Below are 12,592 nucleotides of genomic sequence, written 5' to 3' on the forward strand. Positions count from 1 at the left end.
GGGAGACGCCCGACCCTAGTCGCCGTCGGGATCGTCGTACTCCTCCGCGAGCCGGAGTCCGAGGTCGGACTCCCACTCCAGGGCCCACTGCCGTAGTTGCCCGGTCTCATCCGCGCCGAGTCCGAGCGCCCCGAACTCCTCGTCGCTCATCCAGACCACGCCCTCCAGCCGGTCCCGCAGGCCGGAGAGGTCGAACTCGGGCCCCGCGTCCCGCAGTCCGAGCTGTTCGAGTTCGACGACGGAGAAGTGGCGGCAGGCCGCGTGCACGGCGAGCACGTCCTGCGGCAGACCTCGGTCGGCGAGCGCGCGCACGCCCGCGACCGCCAGGTCCTCGTGACTCGCCGCCTCCGGCATCCCCACCGCCAACTCCCTTTCCACAGGCACCCGGCCAGACGTCCGCGCCGCCCGCGCTCAGCATCGCCGGTCGGGTAGTCCGTCCCGGTGCCCGCCGTGACGCTCCGGCCGATCTGTCGTGCGCCGCCCCGAACGGCGAGGCGGGCGCGGTGACCGTGGTGGTCGGCACGTCGGAGCGCCCCCGAATCCGTAGCGGTACGGCACCACGTCGTCGGACGCCGAGGCAACTCCCGTCACCTTGACTACCGCCACTGACAACGCAATTGAGCTCCGCCGCCGCACCGCTCACAGGCTGTCGACGTCCAGGTTGGCGATCGCCGCCCTCGCCACCTCGCGGCCCCGGTTCGTGAAGTCGCCCTTGCCCGGATAGCTGACGGTGAGCCGGTACATGTCCCCGGCGGAGGTCTTGTAGTAGAGGATCCGCAGCTCGCGGGGAAGCGGGTTCAGGCTGTCGTCGGAGTCGTAGACGACCGTGTTCTCGGCGGACGGTTCGCCCCGGTAGGTGCCGGTGGGCTTCGGGACGGTCTCCTTGGCCTTGCCCATGTCGAGGTCGACGCTGCCGTTGGTCTTGAAGTCGCCGTTGTCCGAGTACATTTCGGCCGCCGCCGAGTCCTTGATGTACCCGTTGGTGTCCTCGGACTTCTTGTCGAGGCTGAGGAAGACCCAGATGCTGCCGCTCGGATCGGTGTACGTGACCCAGTGGCCCTTGTCCGAAGTGCGGTCGGGGGCGGTCCTCTTGTACGCGGCCGGGACGGCGAGCGTCGCGGCCACATCGGACTCGTGGTGCTTCTTCCAGCCGTGCGGCAGCGGCCCCGCGAACGGGTCGGCGATCAGTACATACGTGGCGGCCACCGCGACCGCGACGACCGCGGCACCGAGCCCGAGCCATGCCCTGCGGCCCAACCGGCGCTTCCCCGGGGGCCGTTGGACGTACCGCACCTCCTGCGTCGACGACGGAACCGGCGGGTTCGCCACCGCTTCGAGTACGGCGCGCACCCGGGCCGCGTCCGGGCGGCCCGCCGGGTCCTTGGCCAGCAGACCGGTGATGAGCTCGGCGAGCGGGCCCGGCGCCGAAACCGGCGGTGCGGGCACGGAGTTGAGGACCGACTGGAGCGTGGCGGGGGTGTTGCTGCGGCGGAACGGGGAGACGCCCTCCGTCGCCGCGTACAGGAGCACGCCGAGCGACCACAGGTCGGAGGCGGGGCCGGGGCGCTGGCCCAACACCCGTTCCGGCGCGATGTATTCGGGCGAGCCGACGAAGCCGCCGGTGTCGGTCAGATTCGTCTCGCCCTCGATCTGGGCTATCCCGAAGTCGGTCAGCACGACCCGGTCGTGGCGGCCGAGCAGGACGTTGTCCGGCTTGACGTCACGGTGCAGGACACCCGCCGCGTGCGCGGCTTCGAGGGCGCCCAGCACCTGGAGGCCGATCCGGGCCGCGTCGCGCGCGCCGAGGGTGCCCTCCTGGAGCACCTCGCCCAGCGAGCGGCCGGTCACCAGCTCCATGACGATCCACGGCCTGCCGTCGACGACGGCCACGTCATGCACGTTGACGACGGCCGGGTGGTCGAGCCGGGCCGCCGCACGAGCCTCGCGGCGCATCCGTTCGAACGCGTTGTCACGTTCGCGCTCGGGAAGATGGTCCGGGACACGGGGTTCCTTGACGGCGACCTCGCGGTCCATCGTCTCGTCCCGGGCGCGCCACACCGTGCCCATACCACCGTGCCCGAGCTTGGCGAGCAGCCGGTAGCGCCCGGCGATCAGACGTCCGGTGCCACTCTCCGGCGAGGGGTGCGGCACCTTCGGTCTCGGCGGTTGCAGAACAAAACTCGTCGTCTCGTCGGACCCGCCGCCCTGTCCCCCGTCACTGCTCATGGGTCCATCCATATCGCGGCGAGAGCTCCCGTATCCACAGGGAACGCGTTCCGGTCACACACCCGTGACTCGAACGGTCACCTATCTCCCTTTTGCTCCGGTACGAGCGCGTCGCGTCACGCCGGTACGAACGTGTCCAGCGCAACGTCGAAGTACTCCTTCGCCTCCCGCACCTTCCCGACCGGCGCCGACACCCACACGTCGTACAGCCGGCCGCCCTCCTCCCAGCACAGGTCGTAGGTGTGCCGGGGCCCCTCCGCCGTGCTGAAGCCGTTCCAGGTGAACTCCCAGAGCGCGGCGGGGTGCCCGTAGTGGGTGGTGTCGGTGACCTTGCCGTCGTGGTAACCGGGGTTCGTGTCCGCCCCCTTGGCCGCCGCGCTCTTCATCACCGCGAGCGGGCCGCCCGTCGCGGGGTCGGACATCTTGATACCGAGCCGGAAGGTCTCCCCCGGCGACATGTAGAAGATCCGCTCGCCCTGCGGGACGCGCGTGAAATCCTCCGGTACGGCGAGCGCGAAGCCGTCGGGGTCGTGGGCGACGCGGTAACCGGAGGGCGCGGTAGGGGTGTTGGCGGTCTCCGAGGGAGTCGGCGAGGGCGAGGGCGTGGCCGAGCGGGTGGGCGACGGTGACGTCGTACCGGCACTCGTGGAGGTCAACGGCGCCGAACTCACCGGCGGGGAAGCCTCCTTGCCGTCCCCGCGCATCAACAGCGCCGCCGCCGACACCCCCGCACCCGCCATCGCCGCGACCAGCAACGCGGCCACGAGGACACCGCGCGTGGAGCGCCGAGGGGGCGGCACTTCCGTGACGGGGGGTGTGGGTGTCGGCGTCGACGGTTGAGGTGGTGGCGCCAACTCCCGTAGCGGAACGTCCTTTTGGGTCGGCGTGTAGCCGGGTGCGGGATGCGCGGCGCGCCCGGCCGCCGCCTTCGGTGTGCGCCCCGTCTTCAGGAAGGCGCGCAGCATCCGCTCGGCCTCCGCCGCCTCCAGCCGCCGTTCAGGATCGCGTTCGAGCAGTCCCCGTACGACGGGCAGCAGCGGGCGGGCCTCCTCCGGTGGCCGGATCTCGTCGAAGACGACGGCGTGCAGGATGCCGCCCAACGAGTCGCGCCGGAACGGCGACTCACCGCTCAGCACGGTGCACAGCAGCGCGCCCAGGGACCACAGGTCGGAGGCGGGACCGGTCCGCACCCCGGACATCCGCTCCGGCGCGGTGTACTCGGGCGAGCCGACGAACGCGCCGTTCTCGGTGAGCGTCGTGGCGCCCGCGACCTGCGCGATACCGAAGTCGGTCAGGACGATCCGGTCGGCTTCGCCCTCGTCGGAAGCGGTCTCCAGCAGCACGTTCGCCGGTTTGATGTCCCGGTGCAGGACACCCGCCGCGTGCGCCGTGCGCAGCGCGCCGAGCAGGGCGACACCGATCCGGGCGGCCTCGGCGGCCTCGACCGGACCGTGCGCGGAGATGCGGTCGGCGAGCGAGCCGCCGTCGATCAACTCCATGACGATGTAAGGCCGTTCGTCCTGCTCGACGACGTCGTGCACGACGATGACGTGCGGATGCCGCAGCTGCGCGACCGCCCGCGCCTCGCGCAGCGTACGGTCGCGCTGCTGCCGGGCCTCCTCCTCGGAGAGCGAGTCGTCCTGCGCGATCTCCTTGACGGCGACCTGCCGGCCCAGCAGTTGGTCGGTCGCCCGCCACACGACGCCCATGCCGCCGCGCCCGAGCCGCTTCTCCAGTCGGTAACGCCCGGCGATCACCCGGACGCTGTCCCCCTCGGTCCCCATGCGCACCATCATGACGCAACCGGAAGCGGTCAGCCCGAACCGGGACTCCAGCTCTGGAGGACCGACTTGAACTGTTTGCTCGTCGTGGCCCAGTCCGCGGCCGGCGCGGACATGTAGATCGCGTACTCGATCCCGTCACGGGAGGTGTACGTCTCCTCGATGGCGCGCCGCGGCCCCGGGAAGGGCGTGTCCTTCGACTGCGCGGTCCAGGTGTAGTCCCACAGGGAGCCGGGGCGGTCGCGGTAGGTGTTCGCCTCCAGGGTCACCCGCCGGTAGTCGACCAGCCGTTGGAGCTGCACTTCCAGGTCGAGCTGGTGGGCGTTCGCGGTGGGGAAGTCCGGGGAGGGGTCGATGGCGATCCGGACGAAGTGCTCGCCCTTGTCGGGCGTGTAGTCGACCTGCTTGATGCCGCCGGAGTCGCTGTAGACCGTCCGCACCCAGCCCTTGGGGAGCGATATGTCGAAGCCCCAAGGGTCGTGGTAGACCTGCCAGTTGGCGGGATCCGAGCTCTGCGGGGAGGTCGGCGTGGAACTCTGCGAGGCCGACGCGCCCGGGGTGCCGCCCTGGTCCCGGTCCTGGTGCCACTTCTGCAGCCCCAGCGCCGTACCGCCGCCGACGAGCGCGGCGAGGACGACCACCAGGACGATCGAACGGAACCGGCGGCGCTTCGGCGGCGCGGGCGCGGCCCCGCCGGGACCCACGAGCGAGACGGGGGGCGCCTGGTGCTGGTACGTGGCCCCCGTCGCCGACCCGTACGACGGCACGCCCGTACCCGCGTACGGGGTCGGGCCGGTGCCGGGGTACGGCGTCGCCCCCGTGCCCGGGTACGGCGTCGCACCGGTGCCGGGCGTGTCCGTGAGACTCTCCGCGCGTGAGCCCACCCGCTGCGTCGGCAGCCACTCCTCCGCCGACCTCGGCCGTCGTCCCTCCGCGGCCTCCGCGAGCATCTGCTCCGTCTGGTCCGCGTTCGGCCGCAGGTCGGGGTCCTTGTTCAGGAGCGCGGCGATGACGGGCGCGAGCGGACCGGCGTAGCGCAGTTCGCCGGCCTCCTCCTCGACGACTGCCTGCATGGTGGACAGCGGCGAGGTGCGGCGGAACGGCGACCGGCCCTCGACCGCCGTGTAGAGCGTGGCGCCCAGCGCCCACAGGTCGGAGGAGGGTCCCGGGTCGGCGCCGCGGACGCGCTCGGGGGCGAGGTAGTCGACGGAGCCGACGACCTCGCCGGTCCGGGTGATGGTGCTGTCGCCCTCGATCTGCGCGATGCCGAAGTCGGTGAGCAGCACCCGGCCGTCCTGCCCGAGCAGTACGTTCCCGGGCTTGACGTCACGGTGCAGGACGCCGGCGGCGTGCGCGGCGCGCAGGGCGCGGAGCACCCACATGCCGATGCGCGCGACCTCGGCCGGTTCGATGCGGCCCTGTTCCTTGACCTCGTCGGCCAGCGAGTTGCCCTCGACCAGCTCCATGACGATCCACGGGCGGCCGTCGTGTTCGAGGACGTCGTGCACGGTGACGACGGCGGAGTGGTTGATGCGCGCGGCGGCGCGCGCCTCGGCGCGGGTGCGCGCCAGGAGTCTCGGCTGGTCGCTCTCGGACACGTAGAGCGCGGCCGTCAACTCCTTGATGGCGACGGCCCGGTGCAGCACCTCGTCGTGCGCACGCCACACCCGGCCCATGCCTCCGCTGCCGATCGATTCGGCGAGCCGATAGCGCCCCGCGAGGAGCAGGCCCTGCATCTGATTCACGTTGCCCCGCAATGCTCTTGACAGGCTCAGCGTAAGGACCGGCCCTCCGCCATGGAACCAGCGGGGTACCAAGGAGACCGCACTGTGACGGTTGTCGCTTCTGCGCCCGAACGGGAACCATTTCGCTCCGGCGCGCCGCCTCCGAAGGTCAGCCGGTGTACTGGTAGGTCGACGACGCCTGCTCGTACAGCCGTGTCACCTCGTCCCGTTGGGACTCCGGGCCGCGCACCTGCACGATGTGGTAGCGGCCATTGATGAGGAACGCCATGTTGCGCACGAACAGGTCACCGCCCTGGCTGTCCGTCCAGGTGAACTGCCCCTCGGCCATGGTCTTCCCGCCGACCGTGATGGTCCGCAGCCCGGTCGCGGTGGCCCAGCTGGAGTCACGGTAGGGCTGCAACTCCCGCTCGTTGTCCCGCTGGTACACCATCGGGTCGCTGCCGTACGTGGACGCGCTGTCCCGCCCGGCCACGACGATCAGCTCGAAGTCGCCGTGGGAGTAGACCACTTGGCCGCTGCCGTTCTTCGGCGTACGGGTCCAGCCCTTGGCGACGGCGACCTGGAACCCCACGGAGTCCTTGCGCAGCACGAAGCCGTCGGCGACGTTCGAGCCGGTCTGCGTCTCGGTCGAACCGGCCGATGTGGAGGCGCTGTTGGAGGCTTCGGGCGAGGTCTGGTCGGGCTGCGGCTGACTGCTCGCCGGGGCCGAGGACTGGCTGGGAGCGGCGCTGACGTCCCCCGCCGCTCCCGTCCTGTCCCCCTGTCCGGCTCCGGTGTCCTCCCCGGACTTGGGCAGGAAGACCATGGCGTACGCGATCGCGCCGGCCAGCAGCAGGAAGATGAGCAGCAGCAGGGTCCGGCCGAGGCGCCGGGGCGACCCGCCGACCTCCTCCTTGGCCCGCTTGTGCCGCCCGTGCGGACTGGTCGCGGGCAGCCCGGCCCGCCGCCTGCGCACCAGCTCGCCGCGCCGCCGCACGATCGGCAGCCGCCGCGGGTCGGTCGGCGGAGTGGCGACGACATGGGCACCGGCCTCGGGCTCGGGCGCCGAGCGCACCAACGACCGCAGCCAGCCCCGCAGTTCCTCGAAGTCCAGCCGCTCGGTCGGGTCCTGCCGCAGCAGCGACTCCACGACCGGCCGCAGGGGCCCGCACTCCTCCGCGAAGGCGGGCGGCTCCGCGCACACGAGCTGCACCAGCTCGGCGGTCGCCTCCTCCGGATAGGGCGCGTGCCCCTGAACGGCCCGGAAGAGCAGCGCGCCGAGCGCCCACAGGTCGGTGGCGGGCCCGATCGGCGCGGCCAACTGCCAGTTCTCGTGCACCGGTACGGCCTGCTCCGGCGCCCACCGCTCGGTGACGGGCCCCACGACGGTCATCCGCACCTGCCGCGCCCGCTCGGCCGCCAGCGCGGTCGCGGGACCGCGTCGGACGGCAGCTCCGGCGGAAGCCAACTCGTCCCAGCGGGCGGGGGCTTGGGCCTGAGGAGAGTTGCCGGGGACGGGCATCGCGGTGGGAGGGACGGGCTTGCTGAGGCTGGGGACGTGCGGGTTTCCGGTGCCGGCGGGGGGCTGGCCGGGGAGGTAAGGGGCGGCCGCAGGAGCCGTGTTGGGCCGGCCGGCGGCCGTGCGGTCGCCGTGGGCCGAGGTGTCCGCCCCGGTGAACGTGTCCGTCGGGGACGACGCGCCGGGACGCGGCGCGGCGCCGTGCCAGGAAGCGGTGTTACGGACGCCGTAGGGGTCGGCGATCTGCCCCGGCGGCGTACTGCCGCCCGTGTGCTCCACCCCATGGCCCCCGGCATACGGCGGCGGCCCCGACGGCAGCGCGGCCGAACCGCCGGTCCGCGCACCGCCGTTCTCGCCCTCGGCAGCGGGCCGGGCACCGGGCAACGCCGGGCGTCCCGGCTGCTGGGCCTCCTGCACCCGGGCGGCGGCACGCGCTCCCGCCCGGTACGCGGCGATGGCACCGGCCCGCGCGGCCCGGACGTCACCGCCGGTGTCCACTTCCCTGCGGGCCAGCGCGGCCGACGCCCCGCTCCCGCCACCGCCCTCCACCCCGACTCCGGGCAGCCCTCCGGCAGCCCTGGCCTCGATGGCGGCCCGCCGAGCGGCCTCGGGGTCCACAACGGCAGGACTCACGGCGTTACTTGGGGCACCGGGGATCGCAGGGGTCGTAGAAGCAGCGGGTGCCGTAGAACCCGTAGGAACTCCGGGAGTCGGCGGAGCCGTGGCGCCGCCGCGCTGATGCCCCGTGCGGTCGGGGTGGCCGCTGCCACCCTCGGCCTCGCCGTCCTGCGGGGGCACCGGGTCGTAGCCGCACAGTGCTTCTTCCGCCGCGCCGACCGCGAGGCCGGTCAGCATCACGCGGCCGTCGTCGCAGACGAGCACCGTGCGCGCGGTGATGTTGCGGTGCACCCAGCCGTGCGCGTGCAGTACCCGCAGTGCCATCAGGACGTCGGCGGCGACCTCGGCCGCCCGGTACGGCGACAACGGCTTCTCCACGAGCAGCGTGGCCAGCGTCTGGGCGGACACCAGTTCGCTCACTATCCACAGCGAACCGCCTTCGGCGAACACGTCGAAGACCTGGTCCAGCCGGGGGTGGTCGGGGATCCGCGCCGCGGCCTGCGCGGCCTCGACCGCGCGCCGTACCGCCGGATCGGTGGGCCGCCGGGTGGCGGTGCGCGCCGCGGCCGGCCGCCGGGCGCCCCGGTCGCGGGCCGTGAACCCGTCGGGCAGCCCGTCCTCGCCGAGCACCTCCGCCTCGACGACCTCGGGCAACGGCACCTGGCGTACCAGGACTTCCTGCCCGCTGTAGGTGTCGAAGGCCGGGGTCTCCCTGAGTTCGTACTCGTCGGAGGGCAGCAGCGGCAGGCGGTAGCGGTCGGCGAGCACCCGACCCGCATAGTCGTCCACGTTGCCTCCCCCGGCCGCCCGGTTGGTCAATTCCGTTCGCCTTGCGCCCCGTTCCGCCTACCTGCATACCTGGATGCGTACGGTCCGCAACCACTCACGATACGTGCCGGAGGCAACCCGCAAAGAGGGGTTGACGGATCTGGCGCGCCAAACCCGGACCCACCCGCCTCACGCCTTCGGTTCGAACGTCTTCGTCAGCGTCGTCCAGGTGTCCTTACGGAGCTCACTGTCCCAATTGGCGGCTTTCGCGGTGTACATGAGCGCGTAGCCGAGATGGCTGTTGACGACGAACCCGCGGTCGATGGTCCGGTACTTCGTCCCGCCGTCCGTGTAGGTGAACTCCCAGTCGGCCGTGTTCCAGCTCCGGTAGTCCACCTTCTCTATGCGGATCCGCGTGTACCCGGAGCGCGTCATGTACTGCTCCTGGTTCTGCCAGTCCGCCACCGGATTGCTCTTCGGCGTACTGGTCCAGGCGATCAGCAGCTTCTGCCCGTCGGGGCCGACCAGCCGGACTCCGGCGGAGTCCGTCGACTGGTACGACCAACCGGCGGGCAGGCCTATGGAGAACCCCTGGCTCCCCTTGTACGTCTTCACGACCGCGGCGCCGCCCGAGGAGCCGTCGGTCTGGTCACCGCTCCCGCCGGACGCGTTCGTACCGGTGGACGTCGACGTACCGCCCGAGGCCGACGCCGTCGACGAGGAGTCGGCCTGGTCGCCGCCCGTGCTCGCCGTGTCGCTGTCGTCCTTCTTGGTGTCGGCTCCACCGCTCGCACTCGCGCTCGCGCTGGCGACGGCCTTGCCGCCGTCGTTCTTCTTCGACCCCTTCGAGCCGCTGTCGTCACCGCCGCCGAGCGTGAGCGCCAGTACGGCACCGATCACCGCGAGCGCGACGACCACCGCGATGATCACCAAGGTCCGCTTCGGCACCACATCCGTGAGCGGCGCCCGCGGCACGGGCCGCGGCGGCAGATCCGGCGGCGTCATCACGGGCCACCCGGAACTCCGCCCACCCGAGCCGGAGTTGGCCGCCCGCGCACCCACCTCGTGCGTCGCACCGGGATCCTTGGCACCGGAGTCCCGCAGCCCGGTCTCCCGCAGCCCCGACGCCTGCGCTCCCGACGCCTGCACACCTAGGTCACGCGTACCCGGGTCACTCGTGCCCAGGTCACGTGTACCCGAGTCCGCCGCACCGGCCTTCGCCGCCGAACCGGCGGTCACCGCACCGGACGCGCCTCCCGACCGGGCCGAGGGCACCCCGGGCGTCCGAGGCCCGTCAGCAACAGCCCCTGCGTCGGCAGCCGTTGCGCTCTTCGTACCGCTGGAGCCACCGGCCGCCGAAGTACCCGAGCCACTCCTGCCCGACGTACCCGAAGCGCCGCCCGAGCCGGCCGCACCGCTCCGGGCACCGGCCGCACCGGCATCCGCACCCGAGCCACCCGCCTTGCCGGCAACGGGAGTTGAAGCCGCGCCGTCAGCGGAATCCACACTCGTGGCCGAACCCACGGCCGCACTCGAACCCGCGGCCGCCGAAGTCGCCGCCCCGGCCCCCGCCGAACCCCCCGCGGCCTTCCGCATGGACCGCAACGCCCCGCGCAACCGCTCGGCACCGGCCGCGGCCCCGCCACCGCTCTTCTTGCCACCGGACCCGGTGGACCCCGGCTGCGCGGGCAACGGCACGACCTTCGTCGCGTCCACCGGCACCGGCTCCGGCTCGGCCTTGGGCTCGGGCGCGTGGATCACCGCGTTGAGCATCGCCCGGGCACCGGCGTCGTCGAGACGCTGGGCGGGGTCCTTGTTGAGCAGGCCGTAGATGACGTCCTTCAACGGCCCGGCGTTCTTCGGCTCCTCCAGCGGCTCGGTCATCACCGCGGTGAGCGTGGCGATCGCGGAACCCTTGTCGTACGGCGGTGCGCCCTCGACCGCCGCGTACAGCAGACCGCCGAGCGACCACATGTCGGCCGCCGGGCCCGGCTTGTGCCCGCGGGCCCGCTCCGGGGAGATGTACGAGGGCGCGCCGACGAGCATGCCGGTGGAGGTGATCGACGGGTCGCCCTCGACCTGCGCGATGCCGAAGTCGGTGAGCACGACCCGGCCGTCCTCGGCGATCAGCACGTTCGACGGCTTCACGTCGCGGTGCAGGATGCCCTCGCGGTGCGCGGAGCGCAGGACGTCGAGTATCGCGAGCCCGACCTCTGCCGCACGCCGCGGCTCCAGCAGGCCGTCCTCCCGGATGGCCTCGGCGAGCGACTTGCCCTCGACCAACTCCATGACGATCCACGGCCGGTCGTCCTCGTCGACCACGTCGAAGACCGTCACCGCGCTGGTGTTGCGGATGCGCGCGATGGCCTTGGCCTCGCGCAACGTCCGTGTGATCAGCCGCCGTTTCTCGTCCTCGTCGATGCTGGACGGGAACCGCAGCTCCTTGACGGCGACCGTCCGGCCCAGGGTTTCGTCCTCGGCACGCCACACCGTGCCCATGCCTCCGCGGCCGAGCACTTCTCCCAACCGGTACCGCCCGGCGAGAAGACGCTCGTTCTTGTCCCGACGAGTGTCCTGACGGGATGTCCCCGCCCGCTCCGCCTCCGACATGCGTCCCCTCATGCAACCCGCCCTGACAGAGCCTCCATTGTCCCCCACCGAACAAGTGCCCAACGCCCAGGGGGCCTCTCGTCGCGCACCTCCCGCACATCCCGTCGGATATCCGGCGCAGGTCACACAGCCAAGGCGGGCAGGATGACCGCCGAGAACGGAGGTTCGCGATGCCCATCCCTCGGACACTGCAGGCCATTCCGCTGTCCCTGGCGCTCCTCTGCCTGTCCACGGCGGCTTCGCAGGCAGGTCCGAAGCCGGCCACGAACGCCCTGGTCCGGCTGCTGGTCACCCGGGGCGGAGCCCCCGCCGCGGCGCTGCTTGCGCACGACGGGACGGACTTCCGCTACAGACAGGCCGGAACCGGCATCGGCCGTGCCGACCACTTCCGTGCCGGCAGCATCACGAAGACCTTCATCGCGACAGTGGTCCTCCAACTGGCCGCCGAACACCGGCTGTCCTTGTCCGACACGGTGGAGCAGCACCTGCCGGGCCTGGTGCGCGGAGCGGGCAACGACGGGCGCGCGCTGACCCTGCGTTCCCTGCTCACCCACACCAGCGGCCTGTACGACTTCACCGCGACCACCGGCGGCACGGTCCCCGTGTCACCTCTTTCCGCCGTCCGTATCGCGCTCACCCACCCTCCGGCCGATCGAGGCCGCTTCTCCTACTCGAACACCAACTACGTACTGCTCGGCCTGGTGATCCGACAGGTCACCGGCCACTCGTACGCCACCGAGGCCGAGCGCCGCATCATCGCTCCGCTGGGTCTGACGGGCACCTCCTTCCCGGGCTCCCGCACCACTCTTCCCGCGCCGCACGGCCGCGCCTACGCGGCCGACGGCTCCGACGTCACCGATCTCGACCCGCGGGTGGCCGGGGCCGCGGGCGAGCTGGTGACCACGCTCGCCGATCTGGACCGCTTCTACTCGGCCCTGCTCGGCGGCGGACTGCTGTCCTCGCGCTGGCTGCGCGAGATGCTCAACACCCGTACCGCACACGGCTCGTACGGCATGGGGCTGTATCCGGTGAGGCTGCCGTGCGGCACCACGGTGTGGGGGCACAACGGCCGGATCTCGGGCAGCTACGTGCGCACCGCAGCCACCGTCGACGGCCGTCATGTCCTCACCTTCCGGGTGAACACGAGCGGGATAGCGGACCCCGGTCTCGAACCGGCCCTGCTCGCCGCCGAGTTCTGCCCCCGCACCTCGTAGAACGGCCGGGTTCCGGACAAAGATCCCAGCTCGCGACACTCGTTCGAGTGAAGTCGACGGCGGGTGAAGCAGCGGTGCGCGCCCGGCGGAGCCTCAGCAGCCTTGGTCGCCCTCGGTCGCCGTCAGTCGCGC

Annotated in this window: 7 protein-coding genes; 1 reads left to right on the plus strand and 6 read right to left on the minus strand. The window is 72.2% G+C overall.

The window, feature by feature from the left end:
• Nucleotides 1-15 precede the first annotated feature (15 nt).
• The 6 genes from ACQHII_RS19360 to ACQHII_RS19385 all read right to left on the minus strand — a co-directional run bounded on the left by ACQHII_RS19360 (nt 16) and on the right by ACQHII_RS19385 (nt 11,246).
• Nucleotides 16-354, minus strand: a complete 339-nt coding sequence (locus ACQHII_RS19360) for a hypothetical protein (RefSeq protein WP_427925357.1) — start codon at nt 352-354, stop codon at nt 16-18.
• Nucleotides 355-639: 285 nt separating this feature from the next.
• A complete protein-coding gene (locus ACQHII_RS19365; protein ID WP_427920476.1) occupies nt 640-2,226 on the minus strand; it encodes a serine/threonine-protein kinase in 1,587 nt (528 codons plus the stop codon).
• Between the two features lie 116 nt (nt 2,227-2,342).
• Nucleotides 2,343-4,010, minus strand: coding sequence for a protein kinase domain-containing protein (locus ACQHII_RS19370; RefSeq protein WP_427920477.1), 1,668 nt, complete (start codon nt 4,008-4,010; stop codon nt 2,343-2,345).
• 29 nt (nt 4,011-4,039) lie between these two features.
• Nucleotides 4,040-5,743, minus strand: a complete 1,704-nt coding sequence (locus ACQHII_RS19375) for a serine/threonine-protein kinase (protein WP_427920478.1) — start codon at nt 5,741-5,743, stop codon at nt 4,040-4,042.
• Nucleotides 5,744-5,900: 157 nt separating this feature from the next.
• Nucleotides 5,901-8,657 (minus strand): protein kinase domain-containing protein, encoded by a 2,757-nt coding sequence (locus tag ACQHII_RS19380; RefSeq protein WP_427920479.1) that lies wholly within the window; start codon nt 8,655-8,657, stop codon nt 5,901-5,903.
• Nucleotides 8,658-8,825: 168 nt separating this feature from the next.
• Nucleotides 8,826-11,246 carry a serine/threonine-protein kinase gene (locus ACQHII_RS19385; RefSeq protein WP_427925358.1) on the minus strand — a complete coding sequence of 807 codons (2,421 nt, stop codon included), beginning with the start codon at nt 11,244-11,246 and terminating at the stop codon, nt 8,826-8,828.
• 170 nt (nt 11,247-11,416) lie between these two features.
• Here ACQHII_RS19385 and ACQHII_RS19390 point away from each other — a divergent pair, with 170 nt between their 5' ends.
• Nucleotides 11,417-12,460, plus strand: a complete 1,044-nt coding sequence (locus tag ACQHII_RS19390) for a serine hydrolase domain-containing protein (RefSeq protein WP_427920480.1) — start codon at nt 11,417-11,419, stop codon at nt 12,458-12,460.
• The last annotated feature ends 132 nt before the right edge of the window (nt 12,461-12,592 follow it).

The sequence above is a fragment of the Streptomyces sp. cg40 genome (genome assembly GCF_050320165.1).
GTDB lineage: Bacteria > Actinomycetota > Actinomycetes > Streptomycetales > Streptomycetaceae > Streptomyces > Streptomyces hokutonensis.